14 protein-coding genes and 3 rRNA genes are annotated in these 23,366 nt (G+C 43.3%); 15 read left to right on the forward strand and 2 right to left on the reverse strand.

The window, feature by feature from the left end; translation table 11 throughout:
- The first annotated feature begins 91 nt into the window (after positions 1-91).
- From iscX to ACAY00_RS01805, 15 genes are all read left to right on the forward strand, one after another.
- A complete protein-coding gene (iscX, locus tag ACAY00_RS01735; protein WP_371379488.1) occupies positions 92-292 on the forward strand; it encodes a Fe-S cluster assembly protein IscX in 201 nt (66 codons plus the stop codon).
- Positions 293-511: 219 nt separating this feature from the next.
- Positions 512-2,206, forward strand: coding sequence for an NAD-dependent malic enzyme (locus ACAY00_RS01740; protein WP_371376396.1), 1,695 nt, complete (start codon positions 512-514; stop codon positions 2,204-2,206).
- A 224-nt stretch (positions 2,207-2,430) separates the two neighbouring features.
- The gene (ndk, locus tag ACAY00_RS01745) at positions 2,431-2,862 is read left to right on the forward strand and encodes a nucleoside-diphosphate kinase (RefSeq protein WP_371376399.1); all 432 of its coding nucleotides are present in this window, start codon (positions 2,431-2,433) and stop codon (positions 2,860-2,862) included.
- Between the two features lie 224 nt (positions 2,863-3,086).
- A complete protein-coding gene (locus ACAY00_RS01750) occupies positions 3,087-4,217 on the forward strand; it encodes a bifunctional tRNA (adenosine(37)-C2)-methyltransferase TrmG/ribosomal RNA large subunit methyltransferase RlmN (protein ID WP_371376402.1) in 1,131 nt (376 codons plus the stop codon).
- A 60-nt stretch (positions 4,218-4,277) separates the two neighbouring features.
- Complete coding sequence (gene pilW / locus ACAY00_RS01755; RefSeq protein WP_371376405.1) at positions 4,278-5,642, forward strand: type IV pilus biogenesis/stability protein PilW; 1,365 nt, start codon at positions 4,278-4,280, stop codon at positions 5,640-5,642.
- Positions 5,639-6,586: a RodZ domain-containing protein gene (locus ACAY00_RS01760; RefSeq protein WP_371376409.1), complete on the forward strand. Its 948-nt coding sequence runs from the start codon at positions 5,639-5,641 to the stop codon at positions 6,584-6,586. The genes pilW and ACAY00_RS01760 overlap by 4 nt, the downstream gene beginning before the upstream one ends.
- Before the next feature lie 26 nt (positions 6,587-6,612).
- Positions 6,613-7,728, forward strand: coding sequence for a flavodoxin-dependent (E)-4-hydroxy-3-methylbut-2-enyl-diphosphate synthase (gene ispG, locus ACAY00_RS01765; protein WP_371376412.1), 1,116 nt, complete (start codon positions 6,613-6,615; stop codon positions 7,726-7,728).
- Positions 7,729-7,795: 67 nt separating this feature from the next.
- Positions 7,796-9,070 carry a histidine--tRNA ligase gene (hisS, locus tag ACAY00_RS01770; protein WP_371376414.1) on the forward strand — a complete coding sequence of 425 codons (1,275 nt, stop codon included), beginning with the start codon at positions 7,796-7,798 and terminating at the stop codon, positions 9,068-9,070.
- A 10-nt stretch (positions 9,071-9,080) separates the two neighbouring features.
- Positions 9,081-9,707, forward strand: a complete 627-nt coding sequence (locus tag ACAY00_RS01775) for a YfgM family protein (protein ID WP_371376417.1) — start codon at positions 9,081-9,083, stop codon at positions 9,705-9,707.
- Between the two features lie 11 nt (positions 9,708-9,718).
- Entirely contained in the window at positions 9,719-10,921 is a 1,203-nt protein-coding gene (gene bamB / locus ACAY00_RS01780) for an outer membrane protein assembly factor BamB (RefSeq protein ID WP_371376420.1), read from the forward strand.
- Positions 10,922-11,077: 156 nt separating this feature from the next.
- On the forward strand, positions 11,078-12,529 hold the full coding sequence (der, locus tag ACAY00_RS01785) for a ribosome biogenesis GTPase Der (protein ID WP_371376422.1): 1,452 nt from the start codon (positions 11,078-11,080) through the stop codon (positions 12,527-12,529).
- A 640-nt stretch (positions 12,530-13,169) separates the two neighbouring features.
- Positions 13,170-14,709, forward strand: a 16S ribosomal RNA gene (locus ACAY00_RS01790).
- A gap of 540 nt (positions 14,710-15,249) precedes the next feature.
- Positions 15,250-18,139: ribosomal RNA gene (locus ACAY00_RS01795) — 23S ribosomal RNA — on the forward strand.
- Positions 18,140-18,241: 102 nt separating this feature from the next.
- Positions 18,242-18,356, forward strand: a 5S ribosomal RNA gene (gene rrf / locus ACAY00_RS01800).
- Together the 16S, 23S and 5S rRNA genes form the textbook arrangement of a ribosomal RNA operon.
- Before the next feature lie 743 nt (positions 18,357-19,099).
- Positions 19,100-20,260: an anhydro-N-acetylmuramic acid kinase gene (locus ACAY00_RS01805; RefSeq protein ID WP_371376425.1), complete on the forward strand. Its 1,161-nt coding sequence runs from the start codon at positions 19,100-19,102 to the stop codon at positions 20,258-20,260.
- 3 nt (positions 20,261-20,263) lie between these two features.
- On the opposite strand, the gene nagA is transcribed toward ACAY00_RS01805, so the two are convergent.
- Both nagA and ACAY00_RS01815 read right to left on the reverse strand, forming a co-directional pair.
- Positions 20,264-21,409 (reverse strand): N-acetylglucosamine-6-phosphate deacetylase, encoded by a 1,146-nt coding sequence (gene nagA, locus ACAY00_RS01810; RefSeq protein ID WP_371376428.1) that lies wholly within the window; start codon positions 21,407-21,409, stop codon positions 20,264-20,266.
- Between the two features lie 88 nt (positions 21,410-21,497).
- A complete protein-coding gene (locus tag ACAY00_RS01815; protein WP_371376431.1) occupies positions 21,498-23,312 on the reverse strand; it encodes a glycoside hydrolase family 3 protein in 1,815 nt (604 codons plus the stop codon).
- Positions 23,313-23,366: the final 54 nt, after the last annotated feature.

A 23,366-nucleotide genomic window follows, 5' to 3' on the forward strand; every position in this document is an offset into this window, starting at 1 on the left:
CATGGACTCAACCAAAACGGCGTCAATTGACGCTGTTTTGGTTTTATGAAAGACTTAACGGATAGGTCTAAAGAGCAATTAGGAGAATATGATGGGACTTATGTGGATTGATTCCTTAGATATCGCATTGGATTTAATTGAGCAACATCCTGAAGTCGACCCCAAAACATTGCACTTTCCTCAACTCATGCAATGGGTTATCGCCCTTGAGGATTTTGATGATGATCCTAACCGTTGCGGTGAACGCATACTTGAAGCAATTCAACAGGCTTGGATTGACGAAGTCAGCTAAACGCTGTGTTGTGCAAAAACTTAATGGGATTGGTATGACCACTTCACTGAATTAAGCATAAGCGCCTAAGCAACGAACTTTTTAATTTAATTCAATGGATTTTTGCAAAAGAAGTTCGCAGGTCAGGCAAAAACTCAGTACAATAACGGCCATTAAAATCGATTAAATATCTGTTCACTTCGGTTGCTAAAACCAGTTATTACAACAAGCGAAATTTTCATGACGAATAGCAAGAAGACACGCCCATTATATATCCCTTACGCCGGTCCTACTTTACTTGAAACGCCTCTATTAAACAAAGGCAGCGCGTTTAGCGCAGAAGAGAGAGTCAGCTTTAACTTAACCGGTTTGATCCCTCCACGATTTGAAACCATCGAAGAACAAGTCGAACGTGCTTATATGCAATATTCAAGCTTTCGCACGCCGATGAATAAGCACATATATTTGCGTAATATCCAGGATAAAAATGAGACATTATTTCATGCCCTAGTACAAGCGCACTTAGAAGAAATGATGCCAATTATTTACACCCCGACAGTTGGCGAAGCTTGTGAGCGCTTTTCAGATATATATCGCAGTAATCGAGGTTTGTTTGTTTCTTACAGCGAACGTCATCAAATAGACGACATCCTACATAATGCCACCAAGCATAAGGTGAAAGTCATTGTCGTTACTGATGGTGAGCGTATTTTAGGCCTAGGCGATCAAGGTATTGGTGGCATGGGGATCCCAATTGGTAAGTTATCTTTATATACGGCTTGTGGCGGTATCAGCCCTGCGCATACCTTGCCAATTATGTTGGATGTTGGCACCAATAATGAAAAACTATTAAACGACCCTATGTATATGGGGGCGCGTCATAAACGGATCAGCCAAGAAGAGTACGATGAGTTTGTTGGCTTGTTTATCGATGCGGTTAAACGTCTATGGCCAAACGTATTGCTTCAATTTGAAGACTTTGCCCAACCTAATGCGATGCCTTTATTGGAAAAATATCGCAACGAAATTTGTTGTTTCAATGACGATATCCAAGGAACCGCATCGGTTACTGTAGGCACTTTATTGGCGGCTTGTCGCAGTAAAGGTGTTAAGTTGTCGGAGCAAAAAGTGGTGTTTGCCGGTGCAGGCTCTGCAGGTTGTGGTATTGCGGAGCAAATTATTGCTCAAATGTGTAAAGAAGGTCTAACGGATGAACAAGCAAGAAAGCAGATCTTTATGGTTGATCGCTATGGTTTGCTGACCGAAGGTATGTCTGATTTACGCGATTTTCAACAAAAGCTGATCAAACAGAAACAAGACTTAGCTGATTGGATGTTCTCTGGAGACTATGCTTCGTTACGTGATGTGATGTTTTGTGCCAAACCTGATATCTTAATTGGGGTCTCAGGTCAGGCTGGTTTATTTACCGAAGGCGTGATCAAAGCCATGCTAAAAGGCTGTGATTTACCGATTATTTTCCCTCTAAGTAACCCATCAAGACAAGTTGAGGCGCACCCAAGATACATTATAGAATGGACTGAAGGCAAGGTTATTATTGCCACTGGCAGCCCGTTTGAGCCGGTTGAATATAATGGTAAAACCTACCCTATTTCTCAATGTAATAATTCTTACATATTCCCAGGTATTGGTTTGGGTGTACTCGCCGCAAAAATAAAGCGGATCAGTGAAGAGATGTTAATTGCGGCCAGTGAAACACTTGCCGCCGCGTCACCGTTAGCCAATCATGGTAAAGGGGATTTATTGCCTCGCATTACTGAAATCAGCCGTTTAAGTAAAGACATTGCTTTTGCCATTGGCAAAGTTGCACAAGCCCAAGGTTTGGCTCTTGAAATCAGTGATGAGGAATTAAGAGAGAATATTGAAAGTATTTTCTGGACCCCTAAATACCGCAATTATAAGCGTTCAACTATCTAGCCTCTATTTTCACCTATTAAGTGGTGAGAAAACGACCACCCTGAATACACTTTTATGTCATTCAGGGTGTTTCTAATCTGTTAATATACAAGGCCTTATTAACCTCTGTTTTACATATGTAATCAAAACATTAAATCAGATGAATTAATTAATGTAATTGCCTTTGTTTTGCTCTATAATCCGCCAAAATTTTTATTGAAACACATTAAATTTAAGGGTTAACAATGGCTATTGAACGTACTTTTTCAATCGTAAAACCAGACGCAGTTGCGAAAAACGTAATTGGTTCTATCTACAATCGCTTTGAGTCTGCTGGTTTAAAAATCGTTGCTGCTAAAATGGTTCACTTGAGCCGTGAAAAAGCGGAAGGTTTTTATGCTGAGCATAAAGAGCGTCCATTCTTTGGTGCTTTGGTTGACTTCATGACTTCAGGTCCAGTGATGGTTCAAGTACTTGAAGGTGAGAACGCCGTTGCTAAAAACCGTGAAATCATGGGTGCGACTAACCCTGCAGAAGCCTTAGCCGGTACTTTACGTCACGATTTTGCAAATTCAATTGACGAAAATGCATGTCACGGCTCAGATGCTTTAGAGTCTGCAGCACGTGAAATCGCTTACTTCTTCTCTGACGAAGAAATCTGCCCACGTACGCGCTAATAGCATTTTGCTAGTCCCGCTCTGTCGGGTATCTGATAGAAAGGATTTTACTGTTGCCAGTAAAGTCCTTTTCTTTTATCGGTCTGCTATTTTTCGTTAAGGGCTATCGTGGTCACTGTGCTTAGCTTTAACGAAAAGTAACATTATTATAACAAAGCCCAAATTGTACCATTCGTCTGAAAAGTGTACAATTTGCCACCCTGAAAATGAATGAAGAGATTTCCATGACCCTTGTTGCTGATAAAAAGGTTAACTTATTAAACTTTGATCACCAGATGATGCGTGAATATTTTGCCGAAATTGGCGAAAAGCCGTTTCGTGCCGATCAGATCATGAAGTGGATGTACCACTTTGGCTATGATGACTTTGATAAAATGACCAACCTCAATAAGGCCTTACGAGAAAAACTCAAGCGTTTATGTGAAATTAAAGCGCCTGAAATTTCACAAAAGCAAGTGTCACAAGATGGCACCATTAAATACGCTTTACTGCTTGAAGGTGGTCAGGAAGTTGAAACAGTTTGGATCCCAGAAAATGGTCGTGCAACTTTGTGTGTGTCTTCACAAGTAGGTTGTGCGCTTGAATGTACGTTCTGCTCAACAGCACAACAGGGCTTTAACCGTAACTTAAGCGTTTCAGAAATCATTGGTCAGGTTTGGCGTGTTGCAAATGATATTGGTGCCACTCGTATTGCTGGGACCCGTCCTATTACCAACATTGTTATGATGGGCATGGGTGAGCCGCTTTTAAATATGAAAAATTTGATCCCAGCGTTAGATACCTTTTTAAATGATCTCGGTTATGGCTTATCTAAGCGCCGAGTAACGGTAAGTACTTCTGGTGTTGTGCCTGCGTTACAGATGCTTAAAGATAAAATCGACTGTGCGTTGGCAATCTCTGTGCATGCACCTGACAACGAGCTTCGTGATGTACTGGTGCCAATCAATAAAAAGTATCCATTGGAAGAATTCCTAGCAGCCAGTCGAAACTACATTGATGGTTCTAAAGCCAATAAACAAGTAACAATCGAATATGTTTTGTTAGATCACGTTAATGATTCGACGGAACAGGCTCATGCATTAGCCAAAGTGTTAGAAGGTACGCCAAGTAAAATTAATTTGATCCCGTTCAATCCGTATCCAGGTTCACCTTATAAGAGACCAAGTAATTCGCGTATCGATCGTTTCGATAAAGTATTGCAAAGCTATGGTTACACCGTGATCACCCGAAGAACTCGTGGTGAAGATATTGACGCTGCGTGTGGTCAATTAGCCGGTGATGTTTTAGACCGTACCAAGCGCAGTGGAAAAAAACAGATGCAAGGTGATGCAATATCAGTCAAAATGGTTCAATAAGCCTTAGGCGAACCTCAGGTTTTACCTATTAAAAAAACAATTACATTGGTGGACTGATTCATGCGATTTTTGATAAAAAATTTATTCAAGAACATTAGTAAGTTAGTTATAGGTGTGGTTTTATGCTTACAACTTTCAGCCTGTGTAACTCAAAATTATTCAGAGAATAAACCGGTAGTTGATCGTGATTATAGCGATGAACAAATCGCTAAAACTCGAGTATCCCTTGCGTTAGGTTACCTTAAAATAGGTAACACTACGCAAGCTAAACTGAATCTTGAAAAGGCAAAAAATTACGCCCCAGACATGGTCGAGGTCTACACCGCGTTTGCTCATTACTATGAAACTGTAGGCGAAATGGAGTTAACTGAGAATGCCTATTTAAAAGCGTTATCAATTGATCATAATGATGCCGATACGTTAAATAACTTCGGGGTCTTTTTATGTCGTCAACAACGATACGATGACGCCGAAGAATATTTTTTAAAAGCGATTAAGGTGCCAACCTATATTCGGGTATCTGAAAGTTATCAAAACATTGCTTTGTGCCATTTAAAAAATCAAAATTTTGAGCGTACGGAATGGGCGCTTTCTCGCAGTATTAGTCATAGCCCCAATAGCGCACCAAGTTTATTGCAAATGGCGCAGTTAAAATACGCCAAAGGTGAGTACGAAAGTGCTTCAACTTTTATCAGTCGATTTGAACGAGCGACAAGACGATTTTCACCGCAAGCTATTGCTTTAGCATTTAAAATCAATAAAAAGCTGGGCCAAGAGGATATTGCAAGCAGTTATTCATCGATGTTGGTGAGCATGTATCCAGAGTCAATTCAAGCGCAGAATTTTCTTGATAATGGCCTCGCGCAAATAGAAGAAGACCAACTTGCGTTGCAGTATCGTAAGTACAAGTTGTTAAAATCAGGCATTAAGGTAGATAAAAAACCGGTGGTGATCCGGCGTAAGCAATCAAACTTAGACCGTGACGGCTTAACGCGGCAACAACCGCCGATGATTGTTGCCAAAGAAAAGTTAGTAGATGATGCAACTATTATTCAAAGCACAGGTCAAAGCATTAATCAAAACAGTGAGATAGCAAAAACGGCTGGCCAAGGTACAACTTCCCCTGTGATTCCTGAACAGCAAGACAAAAACATACTTTCGTCCGTTAAGGTACCAGAAAACAGCCTTGTTGAACAAAACAAACCTGTAGTGCCAGCAAGAAGCAAACCACAGGGGGCGAAATCTGTAACCGACAATGGCACTGAGCCCACGGTTCATGTTGTCAAAAAAGGCGATAACCTGTTTCAGGTATCTCTAAAGTACAATATTTTAATTTCACGTTTGAAAAAGTGGAACAATTTGCAAGGCAATACCTTGCATGTAGGTCAAGTGTTAAAATTAACTAATCCAGAAGAAAGTAAATGAGTGACGATAAAGACATAATCCAATTATGTGATGATATAGAAATCATTGGTCCAGGACACATGCTCAAGGATGCTCGTGAGTCTCTTGGTTTATCGGTAGAGCAGGTTGCAGAACAATTGCGCTTGCGTGTTACTGTAGTTAAAGATATTGAATGTGAACAATTCGATACATCAGTCCCGGAGACTTTTATCCGAGGCTATTTAAAAAATTATGCCAAGCTTGTCGAGGTCGATTACGACGACGTCAAAACAAGCTATGATGCCATTGCTGTTGCCAAGCAACAGGGGGCAGAAATGAAAAGCTTTTCCCAAGGCAAACGTAAAAAGGCGGAAAATAACCGCTTGATGTTCGCCTGTTATGCTTTGTTTTTAGGTTTGGTTTCATTAACCATCCTTTGGTGGTATCAAGAAAGCAGTGCCGTTGATCTTGCGATGATTGAGCAAGCCAACAGCAACCAAAACGAATTCGTTGAGGCCAATATCGAGTCGAATCAAGCAACCAACGAAGCCGAAGTTGCGCTCACCTTGCTGGCTTATAATTCGCCAGTGACAGAGCAAACAGAACAGTCCACCCCCCCTGTTGAACCAGTGGCTAATTCAGCGGATGCTGCGAACTCATTGGCGTTAACCAAAACGAACCACAGCCCAGCGAGCAACCAAGACCAAAACGCCGAAACAGAAGCTAATATTTCTCGTTTGGTGTTTTCGTTTTCCGGTGATTGTTGGGTAAATGTGTTTGATGCAACCGGTGAGCGACTCGCGTGGGGGGTTAAAAAAGCCGATTATGTGATGTCGTTACAAGGTGTTGCCCCTTTTAATATAACTTTAGGTAAACCTGAACTGGTGGCCATTAACTATAATGAGCAACCTATCGATATGAGCGATTATCAAATCGGTCAGATCGCCAAGTTTTCCTGGCCTGTGCCTGTGACAGGCGAAAATTAATTTTAAGTTTCCAAGTTTGAGTCATTATGTTTAACCAATCTCCTATAAAACGTCGTAAGTCAACGCAAATCATGGTGGGTAATGTACCCGTTGGTGGCGGTGCGCCCATTAGTGTTCAGTCAATGACCAATACGCTCACCACGGATGTTGCTGCAACCGTGGCACAAATTCGCTCTTTAGAGAATGTTGGTGCCGATATTGTTCGTGTTAGTGTGCCAACCATGGATGCCGCTGAAGCCTTTAAATTAATTAAACAACAAGTCAAGGTCCCTTTGGTTGCAGATATTCATTTTGATTATCGCATTGCTTTAAAGGTGGCAGAGTATGGCGCAGACTGCTTGCGTATAAACCCAGGTAATATTGGGCGTGAAGAAAGGATCCGTGCCGTTGTTGATGCTGCTCTAGATAAAAATATCCCTATTCGTATCGGGGTAAATGGCGGCTCTCTTGAAAAAGATCTACAAGAAAAGTACAAAGAGCCAACACCACAAGCGCTCGTTGAATCGGCTTTACGCCATGTCGATATTTTAGATCGGATGAACTTTGATCAGTTTAAAGTAAGCGTGAAAGCATCCGATGTGTTTTTAGCCGTTGGTGCTTATCGTTTATTGGCCAAACAAATTAATAATCCATTGCATTTAGGCATTACAGAAGCCGGTGGTTTTCGCTCAGGTGCAGTGAAATCTTCCGTTGGCTTAGGCATGCTATTGGCCGAAGGTATTGGTGACACCTTACGTATTTCTTTGGCCGCAGATCCGGTTGAGGAAATCAAAGTAGGTTTTGATATCCTGAAGTCGTTGCGCCTGCGCAGTCGAGGCATTAATTTTATTGCCTGTCCAAGTTGTTCGCGTCAAGAATTTGACGTGATCTCAACCGTCAATGCTCTAGAGGAACGCCTAGAAGATATTATTACCCCAATGGACGTTTCTATCATAGGTTGTGTGGTGAACGGTCCTGGTGAAGCTTTGATTTCAGATCTTGGCTTAACCGGCAGTGCTCGTAAAAGTGGCTTCTATCTTGATGGTGAACGTCAGCGAGAACGCATTGATAATAACGATATTGTTGATCAACTTGAGCAAAAAATTCGAGCGAAAGCCAGTGCTCTTGATGTAAGCAAAAAAATCGACATTAAACAAGTTTAAATCTATTAACCCGCAAGGTGGATTATGTAATAATACCGCCTTTATTTTATCTACAGAGTACGGTTACGTGAGTAAAGCTATCCAAGCTATCAGGGGCATGAATGATTGTTTGCCTGGTGAAACCAATAAATGGCAAATGGTTGAAGATGTATTGCGTCGCGTAGCAGGAAACTACGGTTATGCAGAAATCCGGATGCCCGTGGTTGAATCTACCGCCTTATTTAAACGCAGTATTGGTGAAGTAACCGATATTGTTGAAAAAGAAATGTACACCTTTGACGATCGCAATGGCGACAGTCTCACCTTGCGCCCTGAAGGCACCGCAAGTTGTGTGCGTGCGGGTAATCAACATGGTTTGCTGTATAACCAAGAGCAACGCCTATGGTATATGGGCCCAATGTTCCGACATGAACGCCCACAAAAAGGTCGCTACCGCCAATTTCATCAATTTGGTATTGAAAGCTTTGGGGTTGCGAGCGCCGACATGGACGCTGAAATTATCACCTTAAGTGCGCGTTTATGGCGTGAACTTGGGATCAGTGACTACGTAACGTTAGAGCTAAATTCTTTAGGCTCAAATGAAGATCGTGCTTCATATCGTGATGCCTTGATTGCGTTTTTACAAGCCAATGAAGATAGGCTTGATGACGACTCTAAACGTCGCATGCACTCAAATCCATTACGCGTGCTAGATTCTAAAAACCAAGATGTGCAGTCTCTTTTAGTTGATGCACCAAAACTTTCGGATTACTTAAGTGATGAGTCTAAAGACCACTTTGCCGATTTATGTCAACGTCTTGATGCTGTTGGGATTAAATATGTGCTTAATGATCGTTTAGTACGCGGACTTGATTACTACAATCGTACTGTGTTTGAATGGGTCACCGACAGTTTAGGCGCTCAGGGCACGGTATGTGCTGGTGGTCGTTACGATGGTTTGGTTGAGCAACTTGGTGGCAAAGGGACTCCGGCCGTTGGTTTTGCCTTGGGCATTGAACGATTAGTTCTGATGTTGACCGAATTAGATAAATTAGCCAATATCAGGCCAACTGTTGATGCATATATTGTGACGGTGGGTGAGCAAGCTGAAAAAGCCGGTGTTGCCCTAGCTGAGCAATGGCGCAATGACGTTAAAGACATTCGTATTCAAACGCATTGTGGTGGTGGTAAATTTAATAAACAAATGAAACGAGCTGATAAATCCGGTGCAACAATCGCCATCATCTTAGGCGATAGCGAAATTGAAGCACAATCAGCCTCGATCAAATTTTTAAGGGAACAAAGAGATCAAATCTCTTTACCATTTGCCGAAGTGGCAAATTTATTGAACGAAATATTATAAGGATAATGTTGTGGAAACATATCAAACAGAAGAACAACAAGTCGAAGCAATTAAAAAATTCTGGAAAGAAAATGGTAATTCTTTAATTGCTGGTTTAGTCATTGGTCTAGGCGGTTTTGTCGGTTGGGGCTACTACCAAGACAGTAAGTTAGAAGCAAATCAACAACTAACGCAACAATACCAAGATGTTATTACTTCTTACGCAACAAAAGAAGATGGATTTCAAACAGAAGCACAAGCCTTTATTGCTGAAAACAGCGATTCAGCTTACGCAACTTTTGTTGCTTTTGCGCTGGCGAAAGAAGCCATTGATGCAGAACAATACGCCGACGCTGAAAAACACTTACAACAAGCACTTAGTGTTGCTGCAACTGAGAACTTAAAAGCCATCGCGACGTTGCGACTTGCTCGTGTTCAAGTGCAATTACAATCGTTTGATGCCGCATTAGCGACTTTAGGGAATAAATTACCAGAGTCATTTCAAGCTGCAGCTGAAGAAATTAAGGGCGATGCGTTTTTACTTCAAGGTAAAAAAGATCTTGCTCGTACCGCGTATTTAGCCGCAGCAGATGCCGGCGGTCTTGAAGGTAATAACACACTACAAATTAAATTAGACGATTTAGCACAAGCAAACTAATGGAGGCTGTTGTGAAGTTACTCAATAAACGCCTTATCAGTATTGCTTTACTTTCGTCGGTTTTATTTGCTTGTTCATCAGATGGTGATGAACCTGAAGAAGGCGCGATTGCAGAACTTACAGAGATTGAGCAAAAATTTACCCCTGAAGTCATCTGGGATGCGCAAATTGGAGATGGTGTAGGCCACTACTTTTCACGACTTGCTCCAGCTGTTGCTTACAACAAAGTATTTGTTTCTAGCCGCGCCGGTGACACCGTCGCATTTGAATTAGAATCAGGTAAAAAAGTCTGGGAACTGGATTTTAGTAATATCGACAATGCGCGTGGATTTTTTGACAGTAAAACGAGTGCCCTTATTTCTGGTGGTGCGGTAACCGGCTACAACAAGGTGTTCTGGGGCAGTGAAAATGGTGATGTATATGCCATTAATGCAGAATCAGGTGAGCTTGTTTGGCATACTAAAGTCCCTGGTGAAGTCATTTCAACTCCAGCTTTAGACAGCAACATGCTTGTTGTAAATACGTCATCTGGGGTGTTGATTGCACTGGATAGCGAAACTGGCGAAGAAAAATGGAAAACTGATCAGTCTGTCCCGCCACTATCACTGCGAGGTGTAAGTGGGGTCAGTATTACTGCAGGCGGTGCCTTTGTCGGCTTGGCTTCTGGTAATGTCAGTGTGTTCATTATGGAAAATGGCCAACAAGGGTGGATGTCAGAAATCGGTGAAGCGACAGGGGCAACCGAATTACAACGTATTGTAGATGTCGACGTCACGCCAGTGATCTGGGGCGATAAAGTATATGCCATTTCATCTAATGGTAATTTGGCCGCACTTGATTTACGCACAGGGCGTGAGCTTTGGAAACGTAAATATTCTTCCTACAGACAGCTTGCTGTATCGGGTAATCGAATTTACGCGACAGATATTCAGGGCCATGTGTATGCCATCGATCGCAACTCTGGTTCAGAGCTTTGGAGTCAATTATCTCTGACTAACCGTGGCACAACTGGTGCGGTTATTGTTGGTAACTATGTCGTTGTAGGTGATGGCGAAGGTTATTTGCATTGGTTAGATGTGACGGATGGTGAAATTGTTGCTCGCCATCAGGTCGACAGTAGCGCAATCTTTAGCACCCCTGTGGTTCACGAAGACTTAATTTATGCCTACGCCAGAAGTGGCGAATTGGAAGTCATCAAAACACTAAGCGAGTAATTATCGCTATTGGCAAATCAAATTAGCGAAGATAACAACAGCATTCCTCTCTAATTTCTCGATATTTGCTACAGTTATAAACGGCTTTGCATTCTTTGCAGAGCCGTTTATCGTTATTTAACGCTGAAATTTCAGCACATAAATTTTGAGGTATTCATGTTACCTGTAGTTGCCCTAGTAGGCCGACCTAATGTTGGTAAATCAACATTGTTTAATCGTTTAACACGTACCCGAGATGCACTCGTAGCCGACTACCCAGGTTTGACACGAGATAGACAATACGGACAAGCAGAAGTTGAGGGCTTACCTTTTATTGTCATTGATACCGGTGGTATTGAAGGCAATGAGGAAGGCATCGATGCCTTAATGGCTGAGCAATCGCTTATGGCTATTGAAGAAGCGGATGCTGTATTGTTTTTGGTTGATGCTCGCTCAGGGGCAACATCGGCTGATATGGCAATAGCGGATCATTTAAGAAAACAAAGTAAAAAAGTTTTTCTCGTCGCCAATAAAATCGATGGTGTCGATGCTGATTCAGCGGTGGCAGAATTTTACGATATTGGTTTAGGTAATGTGCACCCAATTGCTGCAGCTCATAATCGTGGTGTTACTCAGTTATTGAACTTGGCCTTAGCACCACATATTGAAGCGTTAAGTCAAACCGATACTGAAGATAATGAACAATTAGATTTAGCCGAAGGCGAAGAGTTTGATGATAGCAATGAAACGCAAGTCGATGACAAAATCAAACTCGCGATCATTGGTAAACCTAACGTAGGTAAATCAACCCTAACGAACCGCATTCTTGGGGAAGAAAGAGTTGTTGTTTACGATATGCCTGGGACCACGCGTGACAGTGTTTATATTCCAATGGAGCGTAATGATCGTGACTATACCTTAATTGATACCGCAGGTATTCGTCGTCGTAAAAATGTCACCGATGCGGTGGAAAAGTTTTCGGTAATAAAAACCTTACAAGCGATTCAAGATTCTAATGTGGTTTTATTGGTGATAGACGCACGCGATGGTATCACTGATCAAGATTTAAGTTTGCTTGGTTTTATTTTAGAAGCTGGCCGTTCATTAGTATTAGTCGTTAATAAGTGGGATGGCTTAGACAACGATGTTAAAGAAAGAGTGAAATCTGAACTAGATCGTCGTCTTGGTTTTATTGATTTTGCCCGAGTTCACTTTATTTCTGCATTGCATGGCACGGGTGTGGGGCATTTATTCGAGTCGGTTGAAGAGGCCTTTGATTCTGCTACTCGCAGAACATCAACCGCGATGCTGACCAAAATTATGGAAATGGCTACTTTTGATCATCAACCACCATTGGTTCGTGGAAATAGAATTAAATTAAAGTATGCCCATGCTGGCGGCTATAACCCACCATTAATTGTCATTCACGGCAATTTGGTTGATCAGTTGCCACCATCATATAAACGTTATTTGATGAATTATTTCAGAAAGTCATTAAAAATCATGGGGACACCTATCAAGGTTGAATTTAGAGGAACTAAGAATCCTTTTGCGAATAAACGTAAATTAACCTATACCGAACAAAAGAAAAAAGCGCGAGCAACCCAGGGCTGGAAGAAACCCGAATAAATATCACATAAAACCCAGCATTAAGCTGGGTTTTTTTTAATTTTAATCTACAATTATTTGTTACCCTGCGCATTAAATAGACGTTCTGGTGGTTTTTAATTCGAACGATGAAGAAAGTCGAATTTTTTATCAAAAAACAGTTGACGGCATCCTAAAAATCTCTAGAATTCGCATCCACTTCCACGGGGTTAGGCAACAAGGTTGACAAGCCAAGTGTGAAGGGGGTTTTAAGCAAATCCTGCTTTAAAAACTTTTTCAAAAAAGATTTTAAAAACGGTTGACTTTGAACTTCAGATGCGTAGAATGCGCATCTCGCTTCGGGCAAGGTCTGAAGCAAAAAAAGAAGGTTAGCGAATGCGTCTGACCTCGCATCGAAATAAAGCGTTCTTCCATGAACCTTTCGATGTTGGCACATCCAAGTGCTTATCTTTAACAATTAGTTATCATGCAATTTGTGTGGGCACTCACATTAAGATTGATTTACAAAGCTACTAAGTATTTATACTGGTAGCACATTAACTTAATGATGATGACACACAAAATATATACATATATTTTATGTAAAGTTTGTTTTTACTTTTAAAGTGAAAACAACCAGCAAATTCATTGAGTCGATTCTTCGGAATCAAAAACAACTTTTTAATTGAAGAGTTTGATCATGGCTCAGATTGAACGCTGGCGGCAGGCTTAACACATGCAAGTCGAGCGGTAACATTTCTAGCTTGCTAGAAGATGACGAGCGGCGGACGGGTGAGTAATGCTTGGGAATATGCCTTGAGGTGGGGGACAACAGTTGGAAACGACTGCTAATACCGCATAATGTCTACGGACCAAAGGAGGGGATCTTCGGACCTTTCGCCTTTAGATTAGCCCAAGTGAGATTAGCTAGATGGTGGGGTAAAGGCCTACCATGGCGACGATCTCTAGCTGGTTTGAGAGGATGATCAGCCACACTGGGACTGAGACACGGCCCAGACTCCTACGGGAGGCAGCAGTGGGGAATATTGCACAATGGGGGAAACCCTGATGCAGCCATGCCGCGTGTGTGAAGAAGGCCTTCGGGTTGTAAAGCACTTTCAGCGAGGAGGAAAGGTTAGTAGCTAATATCTGCTAGCTGTGACGTTACTCGCAGAAGAAGCACCGGCTAACTCCGTGCCAGCAGCCGCGGTAATACGGAGGGTGCGAGCGTTAATCGGAATTACTGGGCGTAAAGCGTGCGTAGGCGGATTGTTAAGCGAGATGTGAAAGCCCAGGGCTCAACCTTGGAACTGCATTTCGAACTGGCTGTCTAGAGTATTGTAGAGGGTGGTGGAATTTCCAGTGTAGCGGTGAAATGCGTAGAGATTGGAAGGAACATCAGTGGCGAAGGCGGCCACCTGGACAAATACTGACGCTGAGGCACGAAAGCGTGGGGAGCAAACAGGATTAGATACCCTGGTAGTCCACGCCGTAAACGATGTCAACTAGCTGTTTGTGTCTTTAAGACGTGGGTAGCGCAGCTAACGCGATAAGTTGACCGCCTGGGGAGTACGGCCGCAAGGTTAAAACTCAAATGAATTGACGGGGGCCCGCACAAGCGGTGGAGCATGTGGTTTAATTCGATGCAACGCGAAGAACCTTACCATCCCTTGACATCCAGAGAAGTCGCTAGAGATAGCTTCGTGCCTTCGGGAGCTCTGAGACAGGTGCTGCATGGCTGTCGTCAGCTCGTGTTGTGAAATGTTGGGTTAAGTCCCGCAACGAGCGCAACCCTTATCCTTATTTGCCAGCACTTCGGGTGGGAACTTTAAGGAGACTGCCGGTGATAAACCGGAGGAAGGTGGGGACGACGTCAAGTCATCATGGCCCTTACGGGATGGGCTACACACGTGCTACAATGGCAGATACAAAGGGCAGCAAGACCGCGAGGTGGAGCGAATCCCATAAAGTCTGTCGTAGTCCGGATTGGAGTCTGCAACTCGACTCCATGAAGTCGGAATCGCTAGTAATCGTGGATCAGAATGCCGCGGTGAATACGTTCCCGGGCCTTGTACACACCGCCCGTCACACCATGGGAGTGGGTTGCAAAAGAAGTAGCTAGTTTAACCTTCGGGAGGACGGTTACCACTTTGTGATTCATGACTGGGGTGAAGTCGTAACAAGGTAACCCTAGGGGAACCTGGGGTTGGATCACCTCCTTACCTTAAGTAGACAACTTAATGAGTACGAAAGTACTGCGAGTGTTCACACAAATAGCATGATAACAATTGATGAAAACTTAAAGATAAGCACCGATGCTTATCTTTGAGTTTTCACTCACATAACTGCCGAATGTGCGCAGATATGACATCTTTAACAATTTGGAAAGCTGATATTAAACCCGGTGTTTGTATCGATAACAACGTGTCGCACGATGTTATCAAATGATATAGGCACCAAAACGAAAACACATTCCTAGTGTTTTCAAACTAATTAATAATCTTTGATTATTGATTTTTTATACTCAAGACATTCTTATTGAATGCGTGAAAATGTCAGGCGATACAGTTAGTTCGGTTTAGTCACCGAACAGTCCAAGCAAATACGGTCAGTTAATTGGCTGTATTGCGACGGAATTAGGCGCTTCTGCAAAGCCGTCAATGTTTTCTCGAAATGCGCATAACGTGTTATGTAATCGAGAGAAATCAGAAGACAATGCCGTAGAAACGACTAATAACGAGCAAGACCGTTTGGGGTTGTATGGTTAAGTGACTAAGCGTATGTGGTGGATGCCTTGGCAGTTAGAGGCGATGAAGGACGTGTTAATCTGCGAAAAGCTGTGTTAAGCCGATAAAAGGCGTTATAGGCACAGATGTCCGAATGGGGAAACCCACTTGTCGTAAGGCAGGTATCATTAAGTGAATACATAGCTTAATGAGGCGAACCGGGAGAACTGAAACATCTAAGTACCCCGAGGAAAAGAAATCAACCGAGATTTCCTTAGTAGCGGCGAGCGAACGGGAATTAGCCCTTAAGCGGTTTGTAAATTAGTGGAATGCTCTGGAAAGGGCAGCGATACAGGGTGATAGCCCCGTACACGAAAATAAACTTACCGTGAAATCGAGTAGGTCGGGACACGAGAAATCTTGACTGAATATGGGGGGACCATCCTCCAAGGCTAAATACTCCTAACTGACCGATAGTGAACCAGTACCGTGAGGGAAAGGCGAAAAGAACCCCTGTGAGGGGAGTGAAATAGAACCTGAAACCGCATACGTACAAGCAGTGGAAGCCTACTTGTTAGGTGACTGCGTACCTTTTGTATAATGGGTCAGCGACTTATGTTCTGTAGCAAGGTTAACCGAATAGGGGAGCCGTAGCGAAAGCGAGTGTTAACTGCGCGTTTAGTTGCAGGGCATAGACCCGAAACCCGGCGATCTACCCATGGGCAGGTTGAAGGTTGAGTAACATCAACTGGAGGACCGAACACACGTATGTTGAAAAATGCGGTGATGACCTGTGGGTCGGAGTGAAAGGCTAATCAAGCCGGGAGATAGCTGGTTCTCCCCGAAATCTATTTAGGTAGAGCCTCGGACGAATACCATTGGGGGTAGAGCACTGTTAAGGCTAGGGGGTCATCCCGACTTACCAACCCTTTGCAAACTCCGAATACCAATGAGTACTATCCGGGAGACACACTGCGGGTGCTAACGTCCGTTGTGGAAAGGGAAACAACCCAGACCGCCAGCTAAGGTCCCAAAGTCATAGTTAAGTGGGAAACGATGTGGAAAGGCATAGACAGCTAGGAGGTTGGCTTAGAAGCAGCCACCCTTTAAAGAAAGCGTAATAGCTCACTAGTCGAGTCGGTCTGCGCGGAAGATGTAACGGGGCTAAACTATGCACCGAAGCTGCGGATTTGAACTTAGGTTCAAGTGGTAGGGGAGCGTTCTGTAAGCCGTTGAAGGTGTGTTGTAAAGCATGCTGGAGGTATCAGAAGTGCGAATGCTGACATGAGTAACGATAAGGGGAGTGAAAAACTCCCCCGCCGAAAGACCAAGGTTTCCTGTCCCATGTTAATCAGGGCAGGGTAAGTCGGCCCCTAAGGCGAGGCGGAAACGCGTAGTCGATGGGAAACAGATTAATATTTCTGTACTTCTTATAATTGCGAAGGAGGGACGGAGCAGGCTAGGCAAGCATGGCGTTGGTTGTCCATGTGAAAGTATGTAGGCTGAAGAATTAGGTAAATCCGGTTCTTCTTAAGGCTGAGATACGAGACGAGATTCTACGGAATTGAAGTTGTTGATGCCCTACTTCCAGGAAAAGCTTCTAAGCATCAGATTATAAGGAACCGTACCCCAAACCGACACAGGTGGTTAGGTAGAGAATACTAAGGCGCTTGAGAGAACTCGGGTGAAGGAACTAGGCAAAATAGTACCGTAACTTCGGGAGAAGGTACGCTGACTTTGGTGATGGGACTTGCTCCTTAAGCTGAGGTCAGTCGAAGTAACCAGGTGGCTGGAACTGTTTATTAAAAACACAGCACTGTGCAAAATCGAAAGATGACGTATACGGTGTGACGCCTGCCCGGTGCCGGAAGGTTAATTGATTGGGTTAGCGCAAGCGAAGCTCATGATCGAAGCCCCGGTAAACGGCGGCCGTAACTATAACGGTCCTAAGGTAGCGAAATTCCTTGTCGGGTAAGTTCCGACCTGCACGAATGGCGTAATCATGGCCACACTGTCTCCACCCGAGACTCAGTGAAATTGAATTTGCGGTTAAGATGCCGTATACCCGCGGCTAGACGGAAAGACCCCGTGAACCTTTACTATAGCTTGACAGTGAACATTGCTCCTACATGTGTAGGATAGGTGGGAGGCTTTGAAGCAACGTCGCCAGATGTTGTGGAGCCAATCTTGAAATACCACCCTTGTATGCGTGATGTTCTAACCTAGGTCTCTTATCGAGATTGGGGACACTGTCTGGTGGGTAGTTTGACTGGGGCGGTCTCCTCCCAAAGAGTAACGGAGGAGCACGAAGGTTGGCTAAGTACGGTCGGACATCGTACGGTTAGTGCAATGGCATAAGCCAGCTTAACTGCGAGACAGACACGTCGAGCAGGTACGAAAGTAGGTCATAGTGATCCGGTGGTTCTGTATGGAAGGGCCATCGCTCAACGGATAAAAGGTACTCCGGGGATAACAGGCTGATACCGCCCAAGAGTTCATATCGACGGCGGTGTTTGGCACCTCGATGTCGGCTCATCACATCCTGGGGCTGAAGTCGGTCCCAAGGGTATGGCTGTTCGCCATTTAAAGTGGTACGCGAGCTGGGTTTAGAACGTCGTGAGACAGTTCGGTCCCTATCTGCCGTGGGCGTTTGAGAATTGAAGAGGGCTGCTCCTAGTACGAGAGGACCGGAGTGGACGAACCGCTGGTGTTCGGGTTGTCATGCCAATGGCATTGCCCGGTAGCTATGTTCGGAACTGATAACCGCTGAAAGCATCTAAGCGGGAAGCAGGCTTTGAGATGAGTTCTCACTGGGACTTTGAGTCCCCTAAAGGGTCGTCGGAGACTACGACGTTGATAGGTCAGGTGTGTAAGGGTTGCGAGGCCTTGAGCTAACTGATACTAATTGCCCGTGAGGCTTAACCATACAACACCCAAGAGGTTTTAAAGATTGTATGTCTGAAACATCACGCATTGTAAGAATTGAGTAGCGTTTAATATTAGATTTCAAATTGTTTAACAAGTTTTGTCTAGCGACAATAGCGTTGTGGAACCACCTGATCCCATGCCGAACTCAGAAGTGAAACGCAACAGCGCCGATGGTAGTGTGGGAGTTCCCATGTGAGAGTAGGTCATCGCTAGGCTCCTATTTAAAGAAAGGCTGTCCACTGGGCAGCCTTTTTTGCATTTCAGAATCAGTGAAGTGCCGCTCGACCTACTACGTAGTTATCGAAAATTGCCTCCCTGCATTTTCGATATTCACCACATCCATGTGGCTTATCGCTAGGCTCCTATTTAAAGAAAGCCCTTAGCTAACGCTAAGGGCTTTTTTACGTTCTGGTTTTTTGAAAATTTCAACCACCTCGCACCCGATGGAGGTCCCATCCTCGGCAACTGCTCCTGCGTTGCTCTACCTCCTGCATCCATGCAGTCGTAAAACATGATGGGATGACGGTGCTCGTTAACCATATCGTCATCCTCGCGAAGGCGAGGATCTCCTTCCTTGCCACCTTACAACCTTTTATCCTTGAAGCCTTTAAGCGTTATAGCCTGCTAAAATCTCAACGAGGTTCCATACTCGGCAACTGCTTGTGCGTTGCTCTAGCGCCTGCATCCATGCAGTTGTTCGCCGCAATGACGATGCTTGTTAACCATATCGTCATCCTCGCGAAGGCGAGGATCTCCTTCCTTGCCACCTTGCAGCGTTTAATCCTTTAAGCACTAAAGCGTTAAAGCTAATCTAATCCCCCTTTTTGAGGAACGGCAAAGGTAGCAGTCCCTCTGAGTAGCTTTATTACCAATATAATCTGTTTACTCTACAATGGGCTCACTTTATGCTAGTTTAGAAAATTCATTTTAGAACATTAAGTTATTGAAAAGGGTGATAATGACTACGACTAGCGAACCTCAGTATGGTTTTTATATCGGTATTATGTCTGGCACCAGTGTTGATGGTATTGACGTTGCTTTAATCGAACAAACTAGTTTAGGTTGTCGTTTTATTTGTGGCAAAGAGTATCCCTTTGCAAAGTCTTTAAGAAACGATGTGTTATCGTTATGTGAAAAACAGCATACCAGCCTACATGCGCTTGGGAATTTAACCGAAAGATTAAGTCTAGCGTACGCTAATGCGGTTAATTTATTTCTTTTAGAACAGCAATTAAAAGCGTCGAATATTATTGCTCTTGGTTGTCATGGTCAGACCGTTTTTCATAATCCCAATGATCAGTTTCCGTTTTCCATGCAACTGGTTAATCCCAGTATTTTAGTGGCAAGAACAGGGATCACCACCGTTCATGATTTTCGAAGTATGGATCTGGCTCTTGGTGGTCAAGGAGCACCATTAGTGCCATTATTTCATCAATCATTGTTAGCGGCACAAGATAAAGATAAGAGCCTTGTATTTGTTAACATTGGCGGTATAGCCAATGTTTCTATTGTTAACCCTACGCCATTACAGGGCTATGACACCGGCCCAGGGAATGTGTTATTAGATGCTTGGATCCAAAAGAACTTAGCAAAAGCATATGATAATTTAGGTGAATATGCGAGATCAGGCCGTGTTAATGAAAAATTACTAAACATCCTATTATCCGAACCTTACTTTAGGGCACCAGCACCTAAAAGCACAGGCAGAGAGCTGTTTAATTTAGCTTGGCTAGAAGGGCGTTTAGCCTTATTTGATCAAGCCATCTCCGCTGAAAATGTTATGGCAACCTTGGTTGAACTTACCGTACGCCCTATCGTATCGGCTCTATCAAACTTGCCAGCAGGTAAGTTATTAGTTTGTGGTGGGGGCGCTAAAAACATCAGCATTTTAAAATCATTACAGCAACACTTGTACGAATGGTCTGTAAACACATCTGAGCAAGAGGGGCTTAGCAGTGACTATATGGAAGCGATGGCATTTGCTTGGTTAGCTTATCGCTGCATTAATGGTCTTGCAGGTAACAGCATAGCGGTTACCGGTGCCAGTAAAGAAGCTGTGTGCGGCTCAATCACCCAAGCAAGGATCCCTATTTCTCTGTTATCTGAAAAAAGCCTATAAACTCTAGACAAAGCTTGGGTGTTGATAAACCATCTCGCCATTAATCCAAGTTTGTTGTACTTGATAGTCTTTATTAAGTACAACAAAATTGGCATCAGCACCAACTGTTAAATGGCCTTGCCTATGTATTCCTAAAAACTCAGCAGGATATAAAGAGGCCATCTTACTTGCTTCTATAAAACTGCAGCCTAAGTGATAAATACTGTTTCTAACAGCGGTTGCCATATCTAAGCAACTCCCAGCTAGTTCGCCAGTGAGCGCATTTAACCTGTCGTCGCTGCGGAGAATTTTTGAACCAAAAAATGGAAAGCTTTGTTCATCGGTACCGACTACCGCCATCGCATCTGTGACTAAAAATATTTTGCCTTTTTCTTTGGTTTTGAGAGCTAACTTACAGGCATCGTAATGAACATGATGCCCATCAACAATCAAACCACACCAACTTTGTTCATCCAATAATGCCGTACCAACCATACCTGGCTCTCTAGATTGAAAGGGCGACATAGCATTAAAAAGGTGGGTAAAACCACTCGCGCCAGCGGCCAGTGCCGATTTAACCGTTTGCGTATTGGCATTAGAATGACCTAGACACACAATCACCCCAGCTTCAGCAAGGGTTTTTATCTGATCTGGGCTGACGTTTTCAGGTGCCAAGGTAACCATAACGATACCCAGATCTTGGCGAGTGTAGAGTGTCAATTCTGCATTACTTATGGGGCGAATAAAATCAGAGCTATGCACCCCTTTTTTGGTCACTGATAAATGAGGCCCTTCAAAATGAATACCCAATACCCCAGGAATTTTTTGTTTTATTGCGCTTGATACCGCATCAGCGGCCTGTTTCATAACACTAATATTATCGGTAATAAGCGTTGGCAATATAGCGGTACTGCCAAATTTAGCATGGGCTTGCGAGATTGTCTTTATGGCTTCAATATCAGGTTGATTGTTAAATAAAACGCCGCCTCCGCCGTTTACTTGCAGATCAATATATCCAGGTGCTAACGTGCCTCTGACAACAATTGGCTGTTCGGTTAAATCATCGGTTTTGACGATATCTTTTATTTTACCGTCTTCGATGATTAAGCAGTAATTTGTTGTCATCCTGTAGCCATCAAAAAATTGTTCTGGTTGGATAATAGCAGTCATGTTTACCTCATTGATTTAGCGTATGGCGGTAGAAAATATTGCCTGATAATGTATCGGCTCTGGCCTTGCTGACTTTTTATCGCCATGATTAAATACCCGCTACTGTTACCGGCAAATGCCCCTTGGCAAGTGCCTTTCCCGCTAAAACTTGTGCTAAGCCCGCCAATGCTGGGCTTCTAATAATTGTCTTATTTATTTTAGCTTTGTCAGCATTGCCTTCAACGGTTTCGGTGTAGGTAGTGTAAGAATAAGTAACCAAGGTCGCATCTGCTACCTGCACAAATCGACTTATTTCATATGGGGTACGTAAGCTGACAAAAATGACCCGTTTACGTATTTGTTTGGCTTTTTTTAACAGCTTAAAAATCTTATCTGCATCAACAACCTGTTCACTTTTGGTGATGTTTGCTACTAAGTCATCCATACCACCTATTTCGGCGGCGCTTTGCTTGGGCCAGATATGAGCGCCTATAACCACATCCGCTTGACTAATTTGGCTATCAGTTGTTTTAGAGTCAAATTTTAAGGCATTTGTATAAGTCACTTGTAGGTTTGGTAATGCCAATGTTAGCGCGGCTTTCAACGCCAGGCATTTGGGCTCATCTGGCATAATTAAATGCACTTTATCGCTTGTATTTATGATCACGTCTTTAGCGTGACCTGTGACTTGAGTCACCGCATCAATACTTAATTGGCGTTCCAGTTCTCGGTGTAAAGGGTTGGCTAAGATTTGTTTGGCCTTTTGTTGTTGTTTCGCGACTGAAACATCATAAGCTTGGGTTAATTCAAAATCTTGTTTTAGCTTAATAATACGCATTAGCGAGTTGTCAATGTCTGCTAATTTTAATTTACCGTCACGAACGGCTTTGGTTAGGAAATCCAGGCTTTGTTCAAATTTTGCAATATCACTTTTACAACGAATTTTTAATGCCATCACTGCGATATCAACCCCAGCAGCAAAGGTATGGATGATGGCATCCAAAGGGGTGAAGAAGTCGCTGATCCCAGCCATATCCATGGCATCAGTTACAACCACACCTTGATAGTTTAATTGCTCACGAAGTAAGTCACTCATAATAGCTCGTGACATGGTCGCGGGTTTGATGATTTGCTTACCATTTTTGGTAAGCAAGGTGCTGCTATCTAAGCTTGGGTATTGAATATGCGCACTCATCACCATGCCAGGAGGCTTGGTGGCAAAAATCTGTTTGTATGGACTTATTTCCACTTTATGCACGGCTTTGCTACTGCGCTCTACTCTTGGTAATCCAGTATGACTGTCGGTGTCTGTATCACCATGGCCAGGAAAATGTTTTAAGGTAGCAATGATCCCTTGTTGCTCAAATGCTTTTACTTGCGCGCAGCCCAGTTCGGCCACCATATTGGCATCTTCACCAAACGAGCGGACATTAATGACTGGATTTTTCGGGTTGGAGTTTATATCGATGGTGGGAGCATGATTGACATTAATCCCTAAAACTTTAAGTTCTTTGGCAATCACTTCGGCTGTTTTTTTTGCATAATAGTGGCCATGCTGTTTATACGTTGCCCCAATGGCCATGTTGCCACTAAATCCCGTGGTTTGAGATCTTTTGGTGCGAAACACTCGACCACCTTCTTGATCAATACTTATAAACAGTGGTAAGCCAGAAGAAGAAGCGCTAGCGGCATGTTGCAAGTCGTGCGTCAACTGAATGATTTGATCACTATTGTCTAAATTTTCAGAAAATAAAATCACCCCACCAAGATTCGAATTACTTATTAACTTGGCCAGTTCTGCAGGTAGCACGGTTAAGGGGCGTTGGTCATTTTCATTAGCGCTATCTTGATTGTAATAGCGTAAATCAATAATCAGTTTTTGTGCGATTTTATCGCGCAGAGAAAGGCGGTTTAATATTTTCATTCGATATGGTCACCACTGAGCACTGGGTCTATGTGTCAGTTTATTCTAATTTTT

Origin of the sequence: Thalassotalea sp. 273M-4, from assembly GCF_041410465.1 — a bacterium.
In the GTDB taxonomy this organism is placed as follows: domain Bacteria; phylum Pseudomonadota; class Gammaproteobacteria; order Enterobacterales; family Alteromonadaceae; genus Thalassotalea_A; species Thalassotalea_A aquiviva.